This window comes from Solibacillus sp. CAU 1738, from assembly GCF_039888725.1.
In the GTDB taxonomy this organism is placed as follows: domain Bacteria; phylum Bacillota; class Bacilli; order Bacillales_A; family Planococcaceae; genus Metasolibacillus.
This window is the reverse complement of the sequence record NZ_JBDQQN010000002.1, coordinates 354154-376883: the sequence shown is the minus strand read 5'-3', so window position 1 is coordinate 376883 and position 22730 is coordinate 354154. Positions and strand designations below refer to the sequence as shown.

Genomic DNA, 22730 nt, shown 5'->3' with positions numbered 1-22730 from the left:
TTTTTATCGAAGAAAGCGGAGCCAGGCAGCGGAATAAATACGATTGCTACTAACATTTAACACAAAAAATTTTACAAATAACCTTTTTTATAATTTTTTATTTGAAAAACGAAACTAATTTATGGAAATATCGTATAATCTAATTAGTATAGAAAGGATGATGAGTGTATGTCAATGTGGATAGCTATAGCTGCCATTTCTATAAGTGCAATTTTGGCAGATATGTTTAATAAAAATAAAAAAATCGAATTAAAAAGAATTGATAAAGAAATTGATTTAGAAAAATTACGATTAAAAACATATGAAATTGAAACAGAAAAAATGCGCTTGGAGCTAGAACATTCAAAGCAAGCATTACTCGAAATAAAGCGCTAAAGCGAGACAGGAGAAAATTATGGAAGATGTTATCATCGTAATTGGTATCATGGCCTTAATCGTTTCTATTCCGTTAGTGGCGATTGTGACAGCACATAAACGTTCAGCAATGAAACTACAATTGCAAATAATTGAAAAAGAAACAGAACTAGAAAAAATAAAAATGGAAAATTACGGGATAGAGACGGAAAAAATGCGTGTAGAGCTTGAACATTCAAAACAAGCTTTACTTGAAATGAAGAAATAAGAAGGAGGCTTATCATGGGAGGCATAACTATTGCTGTCATCTCGATAGTACTTGGAGCATCGATACCGATTATTGCCATACTTGCTACGCATAATCAATCAAAAATGAAATTGCAAATAAAGCTTACTGAAAAGGAAATAGAACTTGAAAAAATACGATTAGAAACTTTTGAAATTGAAACGGAAAAAATGCGTTTAGAGTTGGATCATCAAAAACAGCAATTACTTGAAATGAAAAAAAGTGTATAATGTGACAAATATGTTGAGAAACTAGCTGAATCATTGGAATTAGTGTTTCAGAAGCATCTGTTTTCCGCTATAATAGTTGTACAATGATTTGAGAGGATAGATGAGTCAATGTCAGATTATGAACTATTTATCGATGGTATTAAGCGAAAAACGGGAATCGATTTAGCACTTTATAAAGAAGCTCAGATGAAGCGTCGTCTCACATCTTTGTATGAAAAAAAAGGCTATCGAAGTTTTGTTGAATTTTTAGGTGCGCTGGAAAAAGACCGCGATTTAATGAATGAATTTTTAGATCGCATGACAATTAATGTGTCAGAATTTTATCGAAACGGTAAGCGCTGGGAAGTATTGCAAAATAAAATTTTCCCGTTACTACTGCAATCAAATAGGCGCCCTAAAATATGGAGTGCTGCTTGCTCAACAGGTGAGGAGCCTTATAGCTTAGCTATGGTGTTATCACATCATATACCGCTATCACAGGTCGGTATTTTGGCAACAGACTTAGATGAAAATGTTATTCAAAAAGCAAAGTTAGGTTTATATCCTGAGCGTTCTTTAGCGGAAGTACCAAAAGATGTACAAGCAAAGTATTTCGAAAAAGAGGGCCAATTTTATAAAGTTAAAGATGAAATTAAACGTACAGTTACGTTTAAAAAACATAATTTATTAAAAGATCCGTATGAAACGAATTTTGATTTAATCGTTTGTCGAAATGTTATGATTTATTTTACTGAGGAAGCGAAAGATCAAATATATACAAACTTTAGTAAATCATTGCGTCCGGGTGGGATTTTATTCGTAGGTTCAACAGAACAAATTTTTAATCCAGCACGTTATGGCTTTGAAGTAGAAGATACGTTCTTTTATCGAAAAAAATAATCGTTCTACATGTATGTATTATGCGCTAGTTTTAAGAAAATCTTTAAAAGAAACGACGCTTTTCGTGCATTCCGCGAAAAGCGTATTTTATTTGTATAATATAAATACTGTACTTAAGAATTTCATTTTGTAGCAACTAGCCTTTCACAGAAAGCATACTCCTGTCTTTGCAACCTTCTAAATGCTTAAAGACAAATGGTGCTTTACTGTATGTAAGGAGCGAATATTGAAAATGATATTTCACGGAAATCTTTCATTCAATCTATATCCACAAATCGGTTTTAAACGAAAATTTCCGAATATTCGTAAATGAATGCTAGTACTTCGGAAATCGTACTGTTATTTCGGAAAAAATATGTTATAGTGAAAAATACATACTTTAGCGAGTTGAAGGGAGAAAGTGTTTTATGCGTTACTTAACAGCAGGAGAGTCACATGGACCACAATTAACGACAATTATTGAGGGATTACCTTCATTACTACCAGTAGTAGCAGAAAAAATTAATTATGATTTGAAACGACGCCAAGGAGGTCACGGTCGCGGTCGTCGTATGCAAATTGAAACGGATACAGTTGAAATTGTATCTGGTGTACGTCACGGTAAGACACTTGGTTCACCAGTTGCGCTTGTAGTAACGAATGATGATTGGAAGCACTGGACTAAGATTATGGGGGCAGAGGAATTACCGGAAGATGTAGATCCTAATGAAATTAAACGTCAAATTTCACGTCCTCGCCCAGGTCACGCCGATTTAGTTGGTGGCATGAAATACGGTCATCGCGATTTACGGAATGTATTAGAGCGTTCAAGTGCACGTGAAACGACTGTTCGGGTTGCTGTTGGATCAGTTGCAAAAGCTTTACTAAATGAACTAGGTATCACAATAGTTGCACACGTAACCGAAATCGCAAGTATAAAAGCAGATTCGGCTTTACTTGCAGGAAAATCAGTTAATGAAATACGCGCCATCGTAGAAGAAGACCCTTGTTACTGTGTAGACCCAGCGGCATCTGCAAAAATGGTAGAAGCAATTGACGCGGCGAAAAAGGCTGGCGACTCAATTGGTGGTGTCGTAGAAGTAATTGTAGAAGGTTTACCAGCAGGCATCGGTTCTTACGTGCACTATGATCGTAAGCTAGATGCGAAATTAGCTGCAGCAATGCTGAGTATCAATGCTTTTAAAGGTGTCGAGTTCGGTATTGGTTTTGAAGCAGCACGTCTACCTGGCTCACAAGTACATGATGAAATTATTTGGAGTGAGGAACAAGGGTATAGCCGAGCAACAAATCGCTTAGGTGGTTTAGAGGGCGGTATGACAACAGGTATGCCAATCGTCATGCGCGGGGTTATGAAACCAATTCCAACTTTATATAAACCATTACAAAGCGTCGATATTGAAACAAAAGAGCCATTTAAAGCGAGTGTAGAACGTTCAGATAGCTGTGCTGTACCGGCAGCGTCCATTGTAGCAGAGCACGTCATTGCCTGGGAAATTGCAAGTGCCATCGTTGACCAATTCCAAAGCGATCAATTACCACAACTACAAGCACAAATTGAAGAAATGCGCCGCTACACAAAGGAGTTTTAATATGAATATTTCAGTTAGAGCTGCTTCTCATCAATATGAAGTTGTAATTGGGAAAAACATATTAGCGAATGCATTTACTACTTATAAACCGTTATTTGACAAGGCAGATAAAGTAATTGTCTTAACTGATGAGCATGTTTGGCAATCACAGCAAGCTTATTTTTCAGCATGTGCAACATTTGACTATAATGTTTTTGTCATGCCAGCGGGTGAAAGTTGTAAAAGCTTTCACAATTACGAAGCAACGCAAACATTTTTACTTGAACAAAAATGCACTCGTAAATCGCTTATTATAGCATTTGGCGGTGGGGCTGTTGGAGACTTAGCAGGCTTTGTAGCAGCTACATATATGCGTGGTGTGCCGTTTATTCAAGTGCCAACAACGATTTTAGCACATGACTCAGCAGTAGGCGGGAAAACGGCAATTAATCATCCATTAGGTAAAAATATGATTGGTGCTTTTTATCAGCCACAAGCAGTTTTATATGACACTACATTATTAAATAGCCTACCCGAACGGGAAGTATTATCGGGTTTTGCAGAAGTCATTAAGCATGCACTTATTTCAGATGAAAAATGGCTGAACGAGTTAATGCAAATCGTATCAATTAAAAGTTTGCCGGAAGAGTCACTTGCACAGTATTTAGCAGAGGGTATTCGAGTGAAGGCGCGTATTGTAGAGCAAGATGAAACAGAGCAATCTGTGAGAAAGTATTTAAACTTAGGGCACACATACGGTCACGCAGTAGAAGCAGCAGCAGGTTATGGAGGCATAGCACATGGTGAAGCGGTAATGATCGGTTTAGTATATTGCTTATTATTAAGTGAACGCTATGGTAACATTACGCGAGACTTTACAACAAAGTTTTTACAATATGCGGCAAGTAACGGATATCCATTTGCGGCAGTAAATGACTATTCCTTTGATGAGTTAATTGATTATTTATTAAAAGACAAAAAAGCCGAGTATGGTGAGCTACAATTTGTCCTACTTAAAGAAGTAGGCGAGCCATTTGTACAAAAAGTAGAGCTAGCTGAGTGTCGAGAAATAGATGCAATATATAGAACTTTATTAGCGGAGGTGCTTATATGATTCGAGGAGTAAGAGGGGCGACAACGATTGAATTGGATAAGCCAGAGCTTGTTTGGGAAGCTACAGCACAGCTAGTACAAGAAATTGTAAAAGTGAATCTCGTTGATATTGAGTCGATTGCTTCAGTGACAATTTCAACAACCCCAGATATTACATCAGCTTTCCCTGCAAAAGCAGTACGTACATTAGACGGCTGGCAATTTGTGCCGATCATGTGTATGCATGAAATGAATGTCGCAGGTGCATTGCCGCTTTGCATTCGCGTTCTTATGCATGTGAATACGGACGTTGCTCAACAAGATGTGCAGCATGTTTATTTAAATGATGCAGTGAAATTACGACCAGATTTAGTAGGTAAATAGTAGAGAAAGAGGGACTTTTCAAAATGAGATGGAAACAACAAATTCAAGGTATGAAAGCATATCAACCAGGTAAACCAATTGACGAAGTAAAGGAGATGTATGGTTTAGAGGAAGTTATAAAGCTCGCTTCTAATGAAAACCCATATGGTAGCTCGCCTAAAGTAAAAGCACTTTTGCAATCAGATGCTACTAATCATGCAATTTATCCAGATGGCTATGCGCAAAATTTACGTACAGCGGTAGCGAATCATTTACAAGTCAAAGAAAATGAGCTGATTTTCGGTAATGGTTCAGATGATTTAATTGCTATTATTACACGTGCCTTGTTGTATCCAGGGGTTAATACGGTGATGGCAGATCCATCTTTCTCTCAATATGGGCATAATGCGGAAATTGAAGGGGCAGAAGTTCGAAAGGTACCATTAATAGAAGGTCGACATAATTTACATGCGATGCTAGAAGCAATTGATGACAAAACATCTGTCGTATGGGTATGTAATCCGAATAACCCTACAGGAACAATTGTAACAGATGAGGAATTAAAAGCTTTCTTAGCAAAAGTTCCGTCTGATGTTTTAATAGTATTAGACGAAGCGTATATCGAATATGTGAATGACCCAACATATAAAGATACACTTCCTTATTATAAACAATATCCAAACCTTATTTTATTGCGCACATTCTCAAAAGCATATGGTCTTGCGTCGTTCCGTGTAGGCTATGGTATTGCGCAAGAAGAGGTAATAGCTAAATTGGACCCAATACGAGCACCATTTAATAATACAGTACTTGGCCAAGCAGTTGCGATTGTGGCATTAGAGGATCAAGAATTTATTGACTTTTGCCGTGAAGAAAATGAAAAAGGTAAGGCGCAATATGTTGCGTTTTGTGAAAAGCATAATTTAAACTATTATCCATCACAAACGAATTTCATATTATTTGAAGTTAAAGCAGATAGCAATGTCGTATTTGAAGAAATGATGAAACGTGGATTTATTATTCGTAGTGGAGCAGCACTTGGCGCACCAGGCTATATTCGTGTCACAATTGGCACGGAGGATCAAAATGCAAAGTTTTTATTATTGCTTGAAGAAGTTTTAACTGAGCAAGGTGTTTTTGCGTGACGAGAAATGTTCTTGTCATCGGACTGGGGCTAATTGGTGGTTCAATTGCCCTTGCTCTGCAGAAAGCGCCACAAACGAGGGTATATGGCTATGATGCCTTTACGCAGACACGGGTTATGGCTAAAACACTAAATGTTGTACATGAAGTAGTAGATCACCCACAAGAAGTTACTGAAAAAGTAGATTTCATCATTTTTGGTACTCCAGTAAATGCGACAATTGACTGGATGGAAAAGTTAAAAACCTGGACTTTAAAAGATACGGTAATTATTACGGATACAGGTAGTACGAAAAGCTTAATTATGGAAAAGGCAGAGGAATTGCTTGCTGAGGGTATTACTTTTATTGGTGGTCACCCAATGGCAGGTTCTCATAAAAGCGGTGTAACAGCTGCGAAGCCTCATTTATTTGAAAATGCCTATTATATGCTCACACCTCATGAAAAGGAAGACGAGTGTGCGATTGAAAGACTAGAGGATTTGCTAAAATATACACATAGTAAAATTGTAAAGGTCGATGCAAAAGAGCATGATCATATGACAGCAGTCGTTAGTCATTTTCCTCATATTATCGCGGCTTCACTTGTGCATCAGCTTTATCAAGAAAATGCACAGTTCCCTATGACAAGCTCACTTGCTGCGGGAGGTTTTCGTGATATTACACGTATTGCATCAAGTAATCCTTTATTATGGCGCGATATTACCGTTCAAAATCGTCAAGAACTAATCGGTCAATTAGATCAATGGCTGCGAGAAATGGATGCTGTGAAAAGCTTGCTTGAAGGCGGGGATGTGTCGTTAATAGAACAATATTTTGCAATGGCAAAAGAAGTACGTGACGAACTCCCAATTTCCGCTGGTGCGTTTTTCACTTCATTCGATTTATATGTTGACGTACCAGATTATCCAGGAGTCATTTCCGAGCTTACGGGTTACTTAGCGGACGAAAACATTAGTATTACGAATATTCGAATAGTGGAAGCACGTGAAGATATTTTCGGTATTTTAGTTATAAGCTTTCAAAATGCAGAAGATCGTGAACGCGCGGCAACTTGTATTTCACGCAAAGCGAGTTTTGAAACTTATATTTCATAAGCAAAAAGTGCAAATGCGCTTTTTGCATTTTTTTCAAGGAGGGATTTTTGATGTCAGCAAAGAAGATGAATTACGGCCAACCTAGCTTACAAGGGACGATTACTGTACCAGGGGATAAATCGGTTTCCCATCGCTCTGTTATGTTCGGTGCAATTGCAGAAGGGAAAACTACTGTAGAAGGTTTTTTGCTTGGTGAAGATTGTTTAAGTACAATAGACTGTTTCCGCAAACTTGGTGTGAAAATTGAAGTAGACGGCACGAATGTAAAGATTGAAAGTGCTGGTATCGACGCTTGGGAAGAGCCGAAAGAAGTATTATATACAGGTAATTCAGGTACGACTACACGTATAATGCTTGGTATATTAGCTGGTACAAAGCTACATACAGTTATGACAGGAGATGCGTCTATTGGTAAGCGCCCAATGCGACGTGTTGCAAATCCATTGCGTATGATGGGTGCACAAATTGCCGGACGTGAAAATGGGCAATACACCCCACTAGCTATTCAAGGTTCAACACTACAAGCAATTGATTACACAATGCCAGTTGCAAGTGCACAAGTTAAATCGGCTATTTTATTAGCTGCTTTACGCGCTGAAGGTACGACAATTGTGCGTGAAAGCTCTGTATCACGTGATCATACTGAGCGTATGCTACGTCAATTTGGTGCTACAGTCGATGTAGAAGATGGTGTCATCTCATTTGCTGGTGGTCAAAAATTAACTGGCACGCATGTTTTTGTACCTGGGGATATTTCTTCTGCAGCATTTTTTTTAGTTGCAGGTGCGATTGCCAAAAACAGCCGTATTACAATGAAAAACGTTGGTATTAATCCAACACGTGATGGCATAGTTAATGTGTTAGCTGAAATGGGTGCAGCAATGGAAATTATTGTGGATGATGAATTAGCAGCTGAACCAACAGCAACAATTACAATCGAAACATCCGATTTACGAGCGATGACAATTGAAGGTGACTTGATTCCGCGTTTAATTGATGAAATTCCTGTTATAGCACTGTTAGCAACGCAAGCAACTGGTACAACAATTATTAAAGATGCAGAAGAATTAAAAGTTAAAGAAACTGACCGAATTACAGCAGTAGTAACAGAGCTAAAAAAACTAGGTGCAAATATCGAAGCAACAGACGACGGTATGATTATTACCGGCCCAACTGCATTACACGGTGCAGACCTTCAAACATATGGTGACCACCGTATTGGTATGATGGGAGCCGTTGCAGCACTTATTGCGGATGGAGAAGTGACGATTGATGATGCAGCTTGTATAGCAGTGTCCTATCCAATATTCTTTGAGCATGTAGAATCTTTAATCGTAAAATAATAGTAAAAACTGTGTGAAAGTTATGGAAACTATCATGCAGTTTTTTAGTGTATAAAGGTAGTGTGTATAAACACTTTTCCCTTGTGAGATGTGCCCTTGTCATGTAGCATAAAGATTGACTAAGAAAGAAAAGGTGAAGTACTTTGACAACGATTAATGAGTTAATGCAGGCGATGCAAGATGGCAATCTAGAACAGATGGACGAGCTTCTTGAGTCTTTTTTAATGAATGCAGTACCAGGGGAACAATATGAGGCAGCAGAAATGTTTATGCAATATGGCTATTTAAATGAAGCGAATCGAATATTTGAGCATTTGCAATTTTTATTTCCGGAAGAGGCACAAATTATTATTGACCGTGCTACTGTAATGATGGAAATGGGCGAAGAGGATGAAGCGCTAGAATTACTTTTATCAGTTGATTCGGAAGCGGCAGAATACCCGCAAGCGCTACTTGTTCTAGCAGACTACTATCAAATGCAAGGCTTATTTGAAGTAGCGGAGCAACGTATTAATGAAGCCCTGCAAATTTTACCTACAGAGCCGTTACTACAATTTGCAAAAGCAGAATTACTATTTGAAACAGGTCGTTTCACAGAAGCTGCCCGTATTTATGAAGAATTATATGAAATTGAAAAAACATTTGCAGGCGTGTCTTTAGCTGCCCGCTTAGCAGAAGTTTATAGAGCGGGTGCAGGATATGAAACTGCACTAGACTATTATATGGAAGCTTTAGAAGACGAAGTATCTCCTGACATGCTATTTGGATCAGCATATTCAGCATTTCAATCGCAAAAATATGAACTTGCGATTAATCAACTAGAAGATTTGAAAGAGCTAGACCCAGATTATTTCTCAGCCTATCTATTATTGGCAGAGAGTTACGCGATGCTAGAGGATAATAAACGTGCTTACGTAGCAATTAAAGAAGGACTAGTACGTGATGAATACGATAAAGCTCTATTTTTATTCGCTGGAAAAATTGCGCTGAAAAATGGTTTGGTGAATGAAGCAATAGAACATTTACAGCAAGCAATAGCATTAGACCCTGAATATATGGAAGCGATTTTAGTATTAATGTCTATTTACGCAAACGAAGAAAACTATGAGGCAATCATAGAATTATATGAGCATTTAAAAAATGATGATTTTGATTGGACAGCATTGCATCCATTTGTTGCCAATGCATACAATAAGGACGAGCAATTTAATAAAGCATACGAAATTTATAAAGGCGCATATAATGATTTTAAGGAAGATCCACAATTTTTAGAAGCGTATACTTATTTCCTTATAGAAGATGGCAAAAGGGATGAAGCGAAGGCAGTTGTCGAGCAGTTAATGAAACTGCAACCTGCTGAGCAACAATGGACGGATTTATACGATAGTTTTGAATAAAGGGGGCATTGTATATGACATCATCGGTCCCGATTTCGGATAAAAAAATATTTGTACGGTGGTTTTTAAAAAATCATCAATTAAAACGTCGAGAATGCGTATGGATTTTAAATTATCTACTAAGTGATGATAAGCTACTTGAAAAAATTCATTTTGTTGAGGAAGCGCATTATTGTCCGCGTGCAATTGTTATGTCTTCTGTAGAAAGCAATGGCGTCCCATTTCGTTTTTACAAGGGCAATATTATGACTGCTGATGCTGAGAAGTCATTCCATGATTTGCGCTTAAATCCGGATGATGTAATGTATATACAAGTTAATTTTCCAAATATTCCACCGCACCGGGTATACTTAGCTGTATTGGAGGAAAATCCGTATATGCCCAAGTATTTGCATATTAGTGAAAAAGATCGTGTAATTGCGGAACAATTATTAAAAAACAGTATGCGCGCATTCCAAGAAGAAAGGATTTTAAAAGAAATCGATGAAGCACTAGACCAAGGTGATAAAGAACGTTTCTTTGAATTATCAAATTTATTACAGGCGTTACAGCATGCACAGAAGTAAAAAAATGATGAAGTTCGGCTTATCCGAACTTCATCGTTTAAATTGGAGGAAAGAAAATGTTTTTTAACGTTAAAGATGTAGAGCTATTCCAAGCCCAAAAGCAATTTATTGATACAGCAATTGTACCTTTACTTAGTCTTGATTTTGAAGAAAATTCCATGAAGCAAAGCAGTTCAGCAGCAGAATACTTAATGTCACTTACGGCATTTATTGAGCAACAATTTAAAGGTAGATTAATGTTGACTCCACCATTTTCCTACATAGAACAAACGCGTCATCAAATAGATATTACTATTATTAAAGAAATATTAACTAAAAGTGGATTTAAACACGTAATATTTATATCGTGTGACCACTTCTGGACAAGCTTGCAAGATGACTTAAATATTATATGGTTGCCGCCTATTCCCCTAGAATCTATGGATAAATCAGTAAAGCAAAGAATCCTTGAAGATCAGTTAAAACAAGTAATTCCGAACCTTACAGCAGCGTGGTCAAAGCAATAGGAAATTGATTCATTAAATGTTCACAAACTGGAAAAAACGACCGCATGCGATATTGACCAACCTATTTTATTGATATATCATATATATGTCCTAGTGTGTTACTATTTGTAAAATTATTATGTCTATGGAAGAAGGACTGACCTTTTAGTTAGAGGGGGGAAAAAGATGAGTAATAATCGAGTTTCACGACGCCAATTTTTAAACTACACTTTAACTGGTGTTGGTGGATTTATGGCTGCTGGTATGTTAATGCCGATGGTACGTTTTGCAATTGATCCAGTGCTACAAACAAAAGCGGCTGGAGACTTTATTTTAACAAGTCGAAAAATTGCAGATATTACAGAAGAACCGACTAAAGTGGATTTCACATTTGAACAAGTAGATGCTTGGTATAAATCTGATGTAACTGAAGCGGCATGGGTGTATAAGAGTGGAGATACAATTGTCGCGCTTTCGCCAGTATGTAAACACTTAGGTTGTACTGTAAACTGGGCTGGAGATACAGCTCACCCAGATCAATTCTTCTGTGCTTGTCACGGAGGTCGTTATGAAAAAGATGGTGTGAACATTGCTGGGACACCACCAACTGGACCACTTGATATGTATGAAGTGGATGAAAAAGACGGTTATTTAATGCTTGGGAAAAAGATCGCAAATACTTTTAAAAGTTAATTAGTTAGGGGGTACGAAATCAGTGCTAAATAAAATTTATGATTGGGTCGATGAACGTTTAGATATTACTCCTATTTGGCGTGATATTGCCGACCATGAAGTGCCAGAGCACGTAAACCCTGCACATCACTTTTCAGCATTTGTTTACTGTTTCGGTGGTTTAACGTTCTTTATTACAGTAATTCAAATCTTATCTGGTATGTTCTTAACAATGTACTATGTACCGGACGTAGAAAATGCTTGGAAATCAGTTTATTATTTACAAAACGAAGTAGCTTTCGGTGAAATCGTACGCGGTATGCATCACTGGGGAGCTTCATTAGTAATTGTAATGATGTTCTTACATACGCTTCGTGTATTCTTCACAGGTTCTTATAAAAAACCTCGAGAATTAAACTGGATTGTTGGTGTAGGTATTTTTGGTGTAATGCTTGGTTTAGGTTTCACAGGATATTTACTTCCTTGGGACATGAAAGCATTGTTTGCAACAAAGGTAGGTATTGAAATCGCGGCGTCTGTACCATTTATCGGAGAAATGATTAAGGTACTTTTAGCGGGTGATGCTGCAATTCTTGGTGCGCAAACTTTAACGCGTTTCTTTGCAATTCATGTATTCTTCTTACCTGCTGCACTATTCGCTTTACTTGCAGCTCACTTTGTGATGATTCGTCGTCAAGGTATTTCAGGACCACTATGATTAATAACAATGTTTTTATGATTTTTTAAGGAGGGGACACTATGCATCGCGGAAAAGGGATGAAATTCGTAGGGGATTCGCGTGTTACGACACATAATCGTATGCCGAATAAGCCTAAAGATTATTCCGAGTATCCAGGGAAAACAGAAGCTTTCTGGCCAGATTTCTTATTAAAAGAATGGATGGTAGGGGCTGTATTCTTAATTGGTTACTTACTATTAACTGTCGCTCACCCTTCACCACTTGAAGGCCCGGCAGATCCAACAAATGCTTCATATATTCCGTTACCGGACTGGTACTTCTTATTCATGTACCAATTATTAAAATACTCTTATGCTTCAGGTCCATATAATGTAATTGGAGCAATCGTTATTCCAGGTTTAGCGTTTGGTGCTTTAGCGCTTGTACCGTTCTTAGATACAACGCCAGAACGTCGTCCGTCTAAACGTCCATTACCAACTGCATTTATGTTATTAGCTTTTTGTGCTATGATTTACTTAACTTGGGAATCTGTTGCTAACCATAACTGGGAAGCTGCAAAAGCACAAGGTGTAATTACTGATAAAGATTTAGGTTTATTGCCAGATATTACAATTGATGAAACTTCTGAAGGCTATGAAATTTATCAAGCACAAGCTTCATGTATAGGGTGTCACGGTGGTGACTTAGCTGGGGTTTCTGGTCCTATGCTATTAGGCAATGAGCTTACTGCTGAAGAAGTTAAAGAAGTTATTTCTAACGGCCGTGGTGGGATGCCAGCAGGCGCATTCCAAGGTACTGACGAAGAACTTGAAGTGTTAGCCGAGTTTATCGCTAGCTTAAAAGAAGAGAAATAATGTTTAAAGGGGCTGTCTCATAAGTGAGGCAGCCACTTTTGTTATAAAATTTTTGTAGTAGACATAGTAGAAGGTTTTTAGGACAAACTTTTTACAATCGTTTCATTTTAATACATAATATAAATAGAATTAAGAAGTCATGCATATTAAAGGAGATTTTACTATGTCCCAATTGCTAATAAAAGGCTGGTATTTACTAACACATCGTGCTTTTTTAATACTATTATTAATTATTAATTTCTTGGGTACCGTTTATGGATATTATTGGTATGGGAGTCAACTAGCTATTACAGAGCCGAAGTTTTATATATTCGTACCGGATAGCCCCACTGCGAGTTTGTTCTTCTGTTTTGCAATAGTAGGCTGGCTTTTAGGTAAAAACTTCAAATTAATGGAAGTGTTAGCGCTTGTTACATTAATTAAGTATGGCTTATGGGCCGTTGTAATGAATTTACTAACGTTTGCAGAAGTAGGCTATTTAGGACCGGATGGTTGGATGCTTGTTTTTTCACATTTTATGATGGCTGTGCAAGCTATGCTATATTTACCGAAGTATCGTTTTGATTTTTGGCATATAGTAGTGGCTGCAATTTGGACACTTCATAATGATTTTATTGATTATGTGTTTGGACAAATGCCGATTTATCGAATTTTAGCGCAGTACTCAAGTCAAATCGGTTATTTTACTTTTTGGTTGTCGATAGCTTGTATTTCAATCGCCTTCATCACGTATAGAAGGCGTGATTATTTGCAACATTAATAAAAACTAATTAAAATAGTATAAGAAGTAATATTAGAGAGGAAGATTTCATACAAAATGGGAATGTATATAGTTTATTTTGCTATAGTACTGATTTTGCCAATATATGCGCAAATGAAAGTAAGAAGCACTTACAATAAATTTTCACAAGTACCCGCGAATCGTGGAATGACTGGTGCACAAGTAGCACGTATGATATTAGATCATCACGGTTTAACAGATGTACGTGTCGTACCAACACAAGGAGTATTGTCGGATCATTATAATCCCGCAACAAAAACAGTAGCACTTTCTGAAGATAACTACTACAATGCCTCAATTGCAGGTACAGCTGTTGCAGCCCATGAAGTTGGACATGCTATTCAGCATAAAGAAGCGTATTCGTTTTTAACTTTACGCGCTAAATTAGTGCCAGTAGCAAGTATTTCTTCTAATGCTTCATGGGTTTTCGTGTTAATTGGTATCATTGCAACAAATCCTAACTTTTTATTAGTAGGTATTGTATTATTAACGGCAGGGGTTCTATTCCAAGTCGTTACATTGCCTGTGGAGTTTGATGCCTCAAAACGTGCGATGAATGAAGTCGTTTCACTTGGTATTATTGGAAATAATGAAGAGCGTTCAGCGAAAAAAGTATTAAACGCAGCAGCTATGACATATGTAGCGGCAGCAGCTGTGGCTGTACTTGAGCTTTTACGTTTAATATTAATTTATACAGGTATGCGATCAGATGATTAGCATGAGATACTCGTTTAAACATTTACGTTTAAACGAGTATTTTTTTTTGTTTTATAGAATAGATTAGTCTAACAAACATTCGTTTCCTTTGAAATTATTAATCTATACATAATAACAGAAAGGGGATATTTGTGGGTTCATCAAAAGGATTGTTTCGAATCTTTGTTGCTGTAGTTGCCGGTGTTATTATTTTGTTAGCACTTATTTATTATTCCTATGTAGTCACAGACGGCATTCTTAAAAATCATAATGATGAAGAAAAAAATACAGCTGTATTTTCACTTAGTGAGTTTGAGGCAAAGCAACAAAAAGTTTATGATTTGGGGGAATCAATTTTCAATGCAAATTGCTTAGCTTGTCACGGTAATTTAGGTGCGAATGGTCAAAATGGTCCAAACTTACAACTTAGCGAATTTGCAGAAAAATATAATAATGTAGTAGACCGTGTTACAAATGGAGGTACATCGATGCCAGCATTTGAATCAGTATTATCAAAAGAAGAAATCGATGCCATTGCCAAATATATTACAGAAATTATAGCGAAAGCAGATGAATAATAAAAAACGGTCCGAGTAAATTACTCGAGACCTTTTTTTAATGGTTCTATAATATTTGTTGGGGTATACAAACAATTTCGCACAAAAAAAGCACAAGCTCACTCTTTTTTATATACTTGAATTGACTAGAAACAAGAGATAAAAAGGTGAGTTGTGCTATATGAATATTAACATGAATATCCCAGGATTAAAAGATGTCATCATTGATCAGATTGAGGAACAAAAGGAGCGAATTGTACTGTACATTTCTCTTCCTAGAAAGGAACATACTTGCCCTGCCTGTGGTCAAAAAACAAGTAAAGTACATGACTATCGGATGCAAAAAATTAAACACCTAAAATGGTTTGAACGATTAACAATATTGTTTTATAAACGTCGTCGTTATGCCTGTACATGTGGCAAACGTTTTTCTGAGAAAACCACTTTTATAGACCGATATCAACGCTTTTCTAAGGAATGGAATCAGGTTGTTCGAATTCGTTCAGTAAAAGCGAAAACGTTTAAAGAAGCCGGTGAGGTACTGGGCACTTCTTCTACAACGGTGATTCGCCGTTTTAAACAACCCTCCCAAGCGGCGTTCAGTTACCTCGCGCTATTGCGATTGATGAATACAAAGCAGATACGGATGCAGGTAAGTATCAGTTAATCATTGCGGATGCCGAAACTCATGCGCCAATCGATATTTTACCGAACCGCCGCAAAGAAACAATTAAGCAGTATTTACAAGAGAACGGAGCCAATGTAGAAATTGTCGTAATGGACATGAACCCAAGTTTTAAGGCGGCTGTGAAAAAGGCATTGAATCGTCCGGTTATTGTCGCTGATCGTTTTCATTACTGTCGCTATATTCACTGGGCAGTGGATGAAGTACGTCGTAAAGTGCAGAAAGAATGGCATGCATATGATCGTAAAAAAGCGAAAAGAATGCGCTACGTATTACATAAATCACCTGAAGCTTTAACACCGAAAGAACGGTGGTATTTGAAACGATACATCGACATGTCACCAGAATTGAAAGAAGCGTATGAATTAAAAGAACTGTATAAGAAGTGGCAAGAGAGTGCGAAAGAAGAAGAGAATATTTCTGTCGTGAAAGCTGGTTTAGAAGCTTTTTACCGTAAGGTAGAGGAGACTAAAAATCCAGCCTTCTTAAAAGCTATTAAAACGTTAAAAAATTGGCAAGTTGAAATTCTAAATAGTTACGCGTTCGGCTATTCGAATGGTTTTTTGGAAGGGATTAACAATACTTCTAAAGTCATTAAAAGAAACGCCTATGGTTTTCGAAAGTATGAACATTTTAAAGCAAAGATATTATTGAGTTATGTATATAAAAATGTAGGAGTGCATCTTGGTTAGAAAGATTACGTTGATTGGAGCTCAGGGTAGCCGACTTCTGCGGGAACAGCACGGGCGGAAAATCAAATTGTTTCGGTTCCATCCGAAACAATTTAGTTGGAGCCGTGCCCGCGAAAAGCGTGCTGCCCTGAGCGGAAATCAACCTCTTTCGCAAGAAAGAGTGCAGTGAAAGAATTCACTACACCCCAACATTTGAATTAGAACCTTTTTAATGAATTGGCTGCTTGTTATCGTCAAGAGTAAAGCCTTCACCAGCAACGTCGCGCACATCGAGTATTGACACGAACGCATGCGGATCAATTTCATGAATGATTGATTTAAGCCGAACGAGCTCATTGCGTCCTACAACACAGTAAATAACATCCTTATGTTCTTTTGTGAAGTGACCATAGCCATCAAAAATTGTGACACCACGACCCATTTTTTCTGTAATAAAGTTAGCAATCTCTTTTGACTTATTTGAAATTATAATAGCACCTTTAGCAGAATAGGCACCGTCTTGTACAAAATCGATAACTCGTCCACCTACATAAACGGCAACTAGTGTATACATCATTGAGCGCGCATCAAGGAATGTTAGCCATGAAAGCAAAATAACGACCATGTCAAAGGCGAACATCGTTTTCCCCATACTCCACCCGATATATTTATTTGCAAGTCGTGCGACGATATCAACACCACCTGTCGTACCTCCAAAACGGAAGACAATACCGAGCCCAGTCCCGATAAAAACGCCTGAAAATAATGACACAAGCAAAAGATCATCTTGTAAATGCATTTGGAATTCATATATTTGGAATATTTTCAGGAAAACCGAAACAGATATTGTTCCAACCAAAGTATAGATGAGTGACTTTTTGCCGAGCAAGCGCCAACCGATAATGAACATCGGGATATTGAGGATTAAATTCATAAGTGCAGGATCCCAATTCATTGTAAAATATAAAATCAAAGTAATACCACTAAAGCCACCTTCACCGAGCTGGTTTTGCATATTGAAATGCACGAAGCCAAAACTAAAAAGTGCAGCTCCGACAATAATCCCTAAAATATTTCTAATTCTAATACCTTTCATAACAAATCTCCTTCTAAAATAAGTGGATTATCAGAAAATAAGTGAAAATAATTGCAATTTCTACACACTTTTCATTATGTTGTATTTCCGATATTTTGACAACATGAAGTGAAATATATACGATAGTTACAGGAGTGTGATACGATGAAAAATGAAGCAACAATGCAACAATTACAAAAACGGGTAGACGATTATATTGGTCAGTTTAAAGAAGGATATTTTCCTCCATTTGAGCTTATAGCAAGGTTAACTGAAGAGCTTGGTGAACTATCAAGAGAAGTACAAGATGTTTACGGACAAAAGAAGAAAAAGGCAACAGAAGATGTAAATAGTATTGAAGAAGAATTAGGCGATTTCTTCTTTGTTTTAGTATGCTTTGCGAATTCTCAAGGGATTAAGCTAGATGAGGCATTACTCCGTGTAATACATAAGTTTGAAACGAGAGATAAAGACAGATGGACACGAAAGGAAGAGTAAAAATGATTAAAGTAGCTATTGCAGGTGCCCGCGGTAAGATGGGGATAGAGGCAGTACATACAGTAATGAAACGTCAAGGTATGGAGTTAGTTGCTGCTCTTGATTATAAACAAGTAGGAACAACTTTAGCTGACTTAGAAATATTCCCTGTTAATTATAATGTACCGATTTTTACCGATTTTAGTGAGCTTGTAAAATATACAGCACCGGACGTTTTAATTGATTTAACAAGTCCCCATGCAGTATACGAGCATACAAAACAAGCTATACTTCATAATATACGCCCTGTAATCGGCACGACAGGCTTTTCAGACGAGCAGCTTGAAGAATTAAAGCAGTTAGCTGAAGAGAAAAAAGTAGGCTGTATTATTGCCCCAAACTTTGCAATTGGTGCGATTTTAATGATGAAATTCGCCCGTGAAGCGGCAAAATATTTACCGGATGTTGAAATTATCGAAATGCACCATGATAATAAGCTAGATGCACCTAGTGGAACAGGTGTGAAAACAGCACAAATGATAGCTGAAGTGCGTACCGAGAAAAAACAAGGGCATCCAACCGAAAAAGAAACAATGCCAGGAGCTCGTGGTTCAGATTTTGAAGGAATGCGCATTCACTCAGTTCGTTTACCAGGCTTAGTAGCGCATCAGCAAGTATTATTTGGTGGTGAAGGGCAACTATTAACAATTCGTCATGACTCACTTAACCGTCAATCATTTATGAGTGGTGTAGTGTTTTCTATTGAAACAGTTGTCGGTATTGAAAAGCTCGTATACGGACTCGAAAATATTATTTAAGAAATGGACTGAATAGTATGAAAATAGCCTTAATTGCACATGATCGCAAAAAAGATAATTTAGTAGAATTTGCTATTGCTTATCGTGCTATATTAGCGGAGCACGAATTATTTGCAACAGGTACAACAGGTTTAAAAATTAGTGAGGCAACAGGTCTTGCTATTACTCGTTTTAATTCAGGTCCACTTGGTGGTGACCAGCAAATTGGCGCGATGATTGCCAACAATGATATGGATATGGTGTTTTTCTTCCGCGATCCTTTAACAGCACAGCCACATGAACCGGATGTTACAGCGCTCGTACGTTTATGCGACGTGTATCATGTCCCATTAGCTACGAATATGGGAACAGCTGAAATTTTATTAAAAGGGTTGCAAGAAGGTTTTGTTGATTGGCGTTTAATTGCTAATCGTCGTCAATAAAAAAAACAGCATATAAAAAAGGAGGAAGACGGATGAGAAAATTAAAAATTGGGATTACGTGTTATCCGACAGTTGGTGGTTCAGGGGTTATTGCAACTGAACTGGGCAAAATGTTAGCGGAACGTGGTCATGAAATTCATTTCATTACATCAGGTGTACCTTTTCGATTGAATAAAATTTATCCAACCGTTTTTTTCCATGAAGTCGAAGTAAGTAATTATTCCGTATTTCAATATTCGCCATACGATATAGCACTTGCGAGTAAAATGGCAGAAGTAATAAAAGAAGAACAATTAGATGTACTACATGTGCATTATGCAATCCCGCACGCAGTTTGTGCGGTTTTGGCAAGAGATATGTGTGGAGAAAATATTGGAATTGTCACAACGCTACACGGTACCGACATTTCTGTATTAGGACAAGATTCCACACTCGTTCAAGCGCTTAAATACGGCATCGATAAATCAGATATTGTCACAGCGGTATCTGATAATTTAAAACAGCAAACATACAATTTAATTAATACAAACAAGTCGATTGAAACGATATATAACTTTGTAGATGAAGAAGAATTTAAACCATTAGATGTAGGCGATTTAAAAGAACAATTTGGTATTCGTCCTGAAGAAAAAGTACTTATCCACGTTTCAAACTTCCGTAAAATCAAAAACTTACCGGATATTGTTGATGCCTTTTTCAAAGTGCGTGAACAAATGCCCTCAAAGCTACTTCTTGTTGGAGATGGTCCAGAAAAGCATCGTGTAATGGAACAAGTCAAATGTTCTCCTTATAAACAAGACGTACTATTTTTAGGAAAGCAAGAAAATATTGCAGAGTTATTTGCGATTAGTGATTTAAAATTACTGCTTTCTGAAAAAGAATCTTTTGGACTTGTACTGCTTGAAGCAATGGCATGTGGTGTACCAGGTATAGGGACAGCTATCGGTGGTATTCCCGAAGTAATTGATCATGGTATTAACGGCTTCTTAGTTGAAGAGCATGATATTGATGCAGTTGCAGCATATGCCATTGAATTGCTACAAGATGAGGATAAACTTCAAAAATTCCGTGAAGCTGCCATATATGCAGCACAAACAAAGTTCCGCTCTGAAACAATTATTAAGCAGTACGAGGAACTATATGAAAGATTGGCGGCAATTCCGAAATGAAAAACGACATAGCTTGGCAAGTTGCAGGACGTGTTATAGAAAAAATAGAGCAAGCTGGTTTTGAAGCCGTATTCGTCGGTGGGGCGGTACGTGATTTATTTATAGGTAAAATGAATAATGATGTAGACGTCGCAACAAATGCTTTGCCATTAGAAGTGAAGGCAATTTTTTCAAATACTATTGATGTTGGTATTGAACATGGTACGGTGCTTGTCCTTGATGAAGGAGAACCAATTGAAGTAACAACATATAGAACGGACGGGGAATATACAGATCATCGTCGTCCGAATGAAGTGAAATTTGTTCGGTCTCTAGCGGAAGATTTAGCGCGTCGTGATTTTACAATGAATGCGATGGCCTTGACAAGACAAGGTGAGACAATCGATTTATATGGTGGAAAAGCTGATATTAAAAGCAAGCTAATACGCGCGGTCGGTAACCCGTTACAGCGCTTTGAAGAGGATGCACTTCGCATGATGCGCGCAGTTCGATTTAGCGCGCAGCTTGGGTTTTCAATAGAAACGCAAACAAAACAAGCTGCCAAGCAACTAGCTGAACAAATTCAATTCGTTGCGAAAGAAAGAATTCACGCTGAACTGGATAAAATGTGGATGAGTCAGTCTATCTCACAAGGTATGACAATGCTAAATGAAACGGGGCTTGTACAATATTTACTTGGTTCATTTCATCCGCATCAATGGCACAATTTCCAAGCGAATAATCCATTCGTAGGTTGGGCTTATTTAAATTTAATAAGTAATGATGACAAGTTATTGTCTTATTATAAATGCTCGAATAAAGAAAAAGCATTTGCCAAGCAAGTGAAGCAAGCGTATAACAAGCTTCAAGTAGGCTGGGATGTACTCGATTATTTTCAATATGATATTGAGGTGCTACAAACGGCGTATGATTTTACTTGCTGGCAAGGAGACAAGCTCGATTTCGACAAAAAGCAAATTGCTGAGAAAAAATCAGCTTTACCTATTGCAAACGTTCATCAGCTTGTTGTGAATGGCAATCATTTTATGCGATGGACAGAAAAAAAGCGCGGACCTTGGATAAAAGAAGTACTCGATGCGGCGTTATTAGCTGTACTAACTGGCGAGGTCGTTAATGAAAAAGAGCGGTTAAAGGAATGGTTCCATGACTACGATAAAAGATAAAATTTTGCAACGTTTTTTAGCTGCAGGTAATGAACCAATTAGTGGACAGCAGCTTGCAGATGAGCTTGAAGTATCACGTACAGCTATTTGGAAGCATATGCAAACATTACAGCAGGAAGGCTACACATTTGAAACGATAAAGAAAATAGGATATAAACTTATCGCAAAATCAGAAAAATTAGATGATATGCAAATAAAAGCACATTTAGAAACAGAGCGTTACGGACGAAAAATTTATCATTATGATGAAGTGACATCAACGCAGCTTATTGCCCATGATTTAGTAAGAGATGGAGCCGAGGACGGTACGGTTGTGATCGCCGAAACACAAACGGCTGGTAGAGGTCGCATGTTACGTCCTTGGGATTCTGCAGTTGGTAAAGGCATTTGGATGACTGTCATTATTCGTCCGGACGTTTTACCATATCAAGCACCGCAGTTTACACTTGTGACAGCTGTCGCGGCTGTCAAAGCAATGCGGACCTTGTATAATAACTTCACAGCTGTTATTAAGTGGCCAAATGATATTTTAATAAATGGCAAAAAAAGTGTAGGCATTCTAACTGAAATGGTTGCTGAAACGGACCGAGTACAAGCATTACTCATCGGTATTGGCATAAATGCAAATCAGCAAATGGAAGATTTTCCAGAAGAATTGCAAACGATTGCAACCTCGATTGCTCTGGAAGAAGGGGAAGAAATCGACCGAGCTGAATTTGTCGCAGAATTCCTGAAATATCTAGAGCAATATAGTGACCATTATGTAGAACATGGCTTCTCTCATATTAAAGAACTGTGGGAAGAAGCATCAGCGACAATTGGTAAGCAAGTCCGAGCAACAACTTTACGTGAAGTGATAGAGGGCGAGGCAATTGGCATTACAGAATCTGGTGTTCTTGAAATTCGCACGTCTTCAGGTGAAATAAAAGGCGTGTATTCTGCAGATATTGAAATAAAATGAAAAATTTCACTGTACGATTTCTTTCAAACTTGTTATAGTAGCGGTAAGGACAGTATCGTCTATCGAACTGTACCTGCAACAAAAAAACTAACTATAAATCTGCCTTGATCTTTATAGACAGGGACGGAAGAAAACGGACGCGTTAAAATTTTTTTGATGTAAGACGCAACCCTTCTGTCTAATTATGGATAGAAGGGTTTTTTTATGTTTTCTTCTCAGAGTAGAAG

At 37.6% G+C, this 22730-nt stretch carries 26 protein-coding genes and 1 pseudogene; 26 read left to right on the top strand and 1 reads right to left on the bottom strand.

The window, feature by feature from the left end:
* The first annotated feature begins 168 nt into the window (after nt 1–168).
* The 20 genes and pseudogenes from AAFN87_RS06955 (at nt 169) to AAFN87_RS06860 (ending at nt 16439) form a co-directional block, all read left to right on the top strand.
* Nucleotides 169–375 carry a hypothetical protein gene (locus AAFN87_RS06955; protein WP_347790317.1) on the top strand — a complete coding sequence of 69 codons (207 nt, stop codon included), beginning with the start codon at nt 169–171 and terminating at the stop codon, nt 373–375.
* A gap of 19 nt (nt 376–394) precedes the next feature.
* Nucleotides 395–622: a hypothetical protein gene (locus AAFN87_RS06950; RefSeq protein ID WP_347790316.1), complete on the top strand. Its 228-nt coding sequence runs from the start codon at nt 395–397 to the stop codon at nt 620–622.
* Between the two features lie 14 nt (nt 623–636).
* Nucleotides 637–870 (top strand): hypothetical protein, encoded by a 234-nt coding sequence (locus AAFN87_RS06945; RefSeq protein WP_347790315.1) that lies wholly within the window; start codon nt 637–639, stop codon nt 868–870.
* 108 nt (nt 871–978) lie between these two features.
* Nucleotides 979–1749 (top strand): CheR family methyltransferase, encoded by a 771-nt coding sequence (locus AAFN87_RS06940; protein ID WP_347790314.1) that lies wholly within the window; start codon nt 979–981, stop codon nt 1747–1749.
* Between the two features lie 407 nt (nt 1750–2156).
* Nucleotides 2157–3338: a chorismate synthase gene (aroC, locus tag AAFN87_RS06935; RefSeq protein ID WP_347790313.1), complete on the top strand. Its 1182-nt coding sequence runs from the start codon at nt 2157–2159 to the stop codon at nt 3336–3338.
* 1 nt (nt 3339) lies between these two features.
* On the top strand, nt 3340–4431 hold the full coding sequence (aroB, locus tag AAFN87_RS06930) for a 3-dehydroquinate synthase (RefSeq protein WP_347790312.1): 1092 nt from the start codon (nt 3340–3342) through the stop codon (nt 4429–4431).
* A complete protein-coding gene (gene aroH / locus AAFN87_RS06925; RefSeq protein ID WP_347790311.1) occupies nt 4428–4793 on the top strand; it encodes a chorismate mutase in 366 nt (121 codons plus the stop codon). The genes aroB and aroH overlap by 4 nt, the downstream gene beginning before the upstream one ends.
* A 23-nt stretch (nt 4794–4816) precedes the next feature.
* Entirely contained in the window at nt 4817–5917 is a 1101-nt protein-coding gene (hisC, locus tag AAFN87_RS06920; protein ID WP_347790310.1) for a histidinol-phosphate transaminase, read from the top strand.
* Nucleotides 5914–7011, top strand: coding sequence for a prephenate dehydrogenase (locus AAFN87_RS06915; protein WP_347790309.1), 1098 nt, complete (start codon nt 5914–5916; stop codon nt 7009–7011). Before hisC ends, AAFN87_RS06915 begins: the two co-directional genes overlap by 4 nt.
* A 50-nt stretch (nt 7012–7061) precedes the next feature.
* Nucleotides 7062–8354: a 3-phosphoshikimate 1-carboxyvinyltransferase gene (gene aroA, locus AAFN87_RS06910; RefSeq protein ID WP_347790308.1), complete on the top strand. Its 1293-nt coding sequence runs from the start codon at nt 7062–7064 to the stop codon at nt 8352–8354.
* Between the two features lie 164 nt (nt 8355–8518).
* The gene (locus AAFN87_RS06905) at nt 8519–9751 is read left to right on the top strand and encodes a tetratricopeptide repeat protein (RefSeq protein ID WP_347790832.1); all 1233 of its coding nucleotides are present in this window, start codon (nt 8519–8521) and stop codon (nt 9749–9751) included.
* Nucleotides 9752–9765: 14 nt separating this feature from the next.
* The gene (locus tag AAFN87_RS06900; RefSeq protein ID WP_347790307.1) at nt 9766–10317 is read left to right on the top strand and encodes a ReoY family proteolytic degradation factor; all 552 of its coding nucleotides are present in this window, start codon (nt 9766–9768) and stop codon (nt 10315–10317) included.
* 56 nt (nt 10318–10373) lie between these two features.
* Entirely contained in the window at nt 10374–10823 is a 450-nt protein-coding gene (locus tag AAFN87_RS06895; protein ID WP_347790306.1) for a YpiF family protein, read from the top strand.
* Between the two features lie 165 nt (nt 10824–10988).
* Nucleotides 10989–11495, top strand: coding sequence for a QcrA and Rieske domain-containing protein (locus AAFN87_RS06890; protein WP_347790305.1), 507 nt, complete (start codon nt 10989–10991; stop codon nt 11493–11495).
* Nucleotides 11496–11517: 22 nt separating this feature from the next.
* Entirely contained in the window at nt 11518–12192 is a 675-nt protein-coding gene (gene qcrB / locus AAFN87_RS06885) for a menaquinol-cytochrome c reductase cytochrome b subunit (protein WP_347790304.1), read from the top strand.
* A 41-nt stretch (nt 12193–12233) separates the two neighbouring features.
* Complete coding sequence (locus tag AAFN87_RS06880) at nt 12234–13028, top strand: menaquinol-cytochrome c reductase cytochrome b/c subunit (protein ID WP_347790303.1); 795 nt, start codon at nt 12234–12236, stop codon at nt 13026–13028.
* A 163-nt stretch (nt 13029–13191) separates the two neighbouring features.
* Nucleotides 13192–13788: a lipoprotein heptaprenylglyceryl N-acetyltransferase LhaT gene (lhaT, locus tag AAFN87_RS06875; RefSeq protein WP_347790302.1), complete on the top strand. Its 597-nt coding sequence runs from the start codon at nt 13192–13194 to the stop codon at nt 13786–13788.
* Between the two features lie 57 nt (nt 13789–13845).
* Nucleotides 13846–14526, top strand: a complete 681-nt coding sequence (locus tag AAFN87_RS06870; RefSeq protein ID WP_347790301.1) for a zinc metallopeptidase — start codon at nt 13846–13848, stop codon at nt 14524–14526.
* Between the two features lie 131 nt (nt 14527–14657).
* Nucleotides 14658–15083, top strand: coding sequence for a c-type cytochrome (locus AAFN87_RS06865; RefSeq protein ID WP_347790300.1), 426 nt, complete (start codon nt 14658–14660; stop codon nt 15081–15083).
* A 160-nt stretch (nt 15084–15243) separates the two neighbouring features.
* Nucleotides 15244–16439 (top strand): annotated as a pseudogene (locus AAFN87_RS06860) (ISL3 family transposase).
* Between the two features lie 208 nt (nt 16440–16647).
* On the opposite strand, the gene AAFN87_RS06855 reads toward AAFN87_RS06860, so the two are convergent.
* Nucleotides 16648–17514, bottom strand: coding sequence for a YitT family protein (locus AAFN87_RS06855; RefSeq protein WP_347790299.1), 867 nt, complete (start codon nt 17512–17514; stop codon nt 16648–16650).
* 144 nt (nt 17515–17658) lie between these two features.
* Between AAFN87_RS06855 and AAFN87_RS06850 the strand changes: the two genes are divergently transcribed.
* From AAFN87_RS06850 to AAFN87_RS06825, 6 genes are read left to right on the top strand one after another with little or no spacing between them, the layout of a single operon-like run.
* Nucleotides 17659–17991, top strand: a complete 333-nt coding sequence (locus AAFN87_RS06850; protein WP_347790298.1) for a nucleotide pyrophosphohydrolase — start codon at nt 17659–17661, stop codon at nt 17989–17991.
* Nucleotides 17992–17993: 2 nt separating this feature from the next.
* On the top strand, nt 17994–18788 hold the full coding sequence (gene dapB / locus AAFN87_RS06845; protein ID WP_347790297.1) for a 4-hydroxy-tetrahydrodipicolinate reductase: 795 nt from the start codon (nt 17994–17996) through the stop codon (nt 18786–18788).
* Nucleotides 18789–18805: 17 nt separating this feature from the next.
* The gene (mgsA, locus tag AAFN87_RS06840) at nt 18806–19210 is read left to right on the top strand and encodes a methylglyoxal synthase (protein WP_347790296.1); all 405 of its coding nucleotides are present in this window, start codon (nt 18806–18808) and stop codon (nt 19208–19210) included.
* A gap of 32 nt (nt 19211–19242) precedes the next feature.
* The gene (gene bshA / locus AAFN87_RS06835; protein ID WP_347790295.1) at nt 19243–20379 is read left to right on the top strand and encodes an N-acetyl-alpha-D-glucosaminyl L-malate synthase BshA; all 1137 of its coding nucleotides are present in this window, start codon (nt 19243–19245) and stop codon (nt 20377–20379) included.
* Nucleotides 20376–21542, top strand: coding sequence for a CCA tRNA nucleotidyltransferase (locus AAFN87_RS06830; RefSeq protein ID WP_347790294.1), 1167 nt, complete (start codon nt 20376–20378; stop codon nt 21540–21542). Before bshA ends, AAFN87_RS06830 begins: the two co-directional genes overlap by 4 nt.
* Nucleotides 21523–22503: a biotin--[acetyl-CoA-carboxylase] ligase gene (locus AAFN87_RS06825; RefSeq protein WP_347790293.1), complete on the top strand. Its 981-nt coding sequence runs from the start codon at nt 21523–21525 to the stop codon at nt 22501–22503. The genes AAFN87_RS06830 and AAFN87_RS06825 overlap by 20 nt, the downstream gene beginning before the upstream one ends.
* Nucleotides 22504–22730: the final 227 nt, after the last annotated feature.

What these genes read in the sequence shown, in the direction of transcription:
- aroA (WP_347790308.1), top strand. Translation starts at nt 7,062, where the DNA reads ATGTCAGCAAAGAAGATGAATTACGGCCAACCTAGCTTACAAGGGACG.
- AAFN87_RS06825 (WP_347790293.1), top strand. Translation starts at nt 21,523, where the DNA reads ATGACTACGATAAAAGATAAAATTTTGCAACGTTTTTTAGCTGCAGGT.
- hisC (WP_347790310.1), top strand. Translation starts at nt 4,817, where the DNA reads ATGAGATGGAAACAACAAATTCAAGGTATGAAAGCATATCAACCAGGT.
- AAFN87_RS06850 (WP_347790298.1), top strand. Translation starts at nt 17,659, where the DNA reads ATGAAAAATGAAGCAACAATGCAACAATTACAAAAACGGGTAGACGAT.
- dapB (WP_347790297.1), top strand. Translation starts at nt 17,994, where the DNA reads ATGATTAAAGTAGCTATTGCAGGTGCCCGCGGTAAGATGGGGATAGAG.
- AAFN87_RS06880 (WP_347790303.1), top strand. Translation starts at nt 12,234, where the DNA reads ATGCATCGCGGAAAAGGGATGAAATTCGTAGGGGATTCGCGTGTTACG.
- AAFN87_RS06905 (WP_347790832.1), top strand. Translation starts at nt 8,519, where the DNA reads ATGCAGGCGATGCAAGATGGCAATCTAGAACAGATGGACGAGCTTCTT.
- mgsA (WP_347790296.1), top strand. Translation starts at nt 18,806, where the DNA reads ATGAAAATAGCCTTAATTGCACATGATCGCAAAAAAGATAATTTAGTA.
- AAFN87_RS06890 (WP_347790305.1), top strand. Translation starts at nt 10,989, where the DNA reads ATGAGTAATAATCGAGTTTCACGACGCCAATTTTTAAACTACACTTTA.
- AAFN87_RS06955 (WP_347790317.1), top strand. Translation starts at nt 169, where the DNA reads ATGTCAATGTGGATAGCTATAGCTGCCATTTCTATAAGTGCAATTTTG.
- AAFN87_RS06830 (WP_347790294.1), top strand. Translation starts at nt 20,376, where the DNA reads ATGAAAAACGACATAGCTTGGCAAGTTGCAGGACGTGTTATAGAAAAA.
- aroC (WP_347790313.1), top strand. Translation starts at nt 2,157, where the DNA reads ATGCGTTACTTAACAGCAGGAGAGTCACATGGACCACAATTAACGACA.
- AAFN87_RS06945 (WP_347790315.1), top strand. Translation starts at nt 637, where the DNA reads ATGGGAGGCATAACTATTGCTGTCATCTCGATAGTACTTGGAGCATCG.
- bshA (WP_347790295.1), top strand. Translation starts at nt 19,243, where the DNA reads ATGAGAAAATTAAAAATTGGGATTACGTGTTATCCGACAGTTGGTGGT.
- AAFN87_RS06900 (WP_347790307.1), top strand. Translation starts at nt 9,766, where the DNA reads ATGACATCATCGGTCCCGATTTCGGATAAAAAAATATTTGTACGGTGG.
- AAFN87_RS06940 (WP_347790314.1), top strand. Translation starts at nt 979, where the DNA reads ATGTCAGATTATGAACTATTTATCGATGGTATTAAGCGAAAAACGGGA.
- AAFN87_RS06870 (WP_347790301.1), top strand. Translation starts at nt 13,846, where the DNA reads ATGGGAATGTATATAGTTTATTTTGCTATAGTACTGATTTTGCCAATA.
- aroH (WP_347790311.1), top strand. Translation starts at nt 4,428, where the DNA reads ATGATTCGAGGAGTAAGAGGGGCGACAACGATTGAATTGGATAAGCCA.
- aroB (WP_347790312.1), top strand. Translation starts at nt 3,340, where the DNA reads ATGAATATTTCAGTTAGAGCTGCTTCTCATCAATATGAAGTTGTAATT.
- AAFN87_RS06855 (WP_347790299.1), bottom strand. Translation starts at nt 17,514, where the DNA reads ATGAAAGGTATTAGAATTAGAAATATTTTAGGGATTATTGTCGGAGCT.
- lhaT (WP_347790302.1), top strand. Translation starts at nt 13,192, where the DNA reads ATGTCCCAATTGCTAATAAAAGGCTGGTATTTACTAACACATCGTGCT.
- AAFN87_RS06895 (WP_347790306.1), top strand. Translation starts at nt 10,374, where the DNA reads ATGTTTTTTAACGTTAAAGATGTAGAGCTATTCCAAGCCCAAAAGCAA.
- AAFN87_RS06950 (WP_347790316.1), top strand. Translation starts at nt 395, where the DNA reads ATGGAAGATGTTATCATCGTAATTGGTATCATGGCCTTAATCGTTTCT.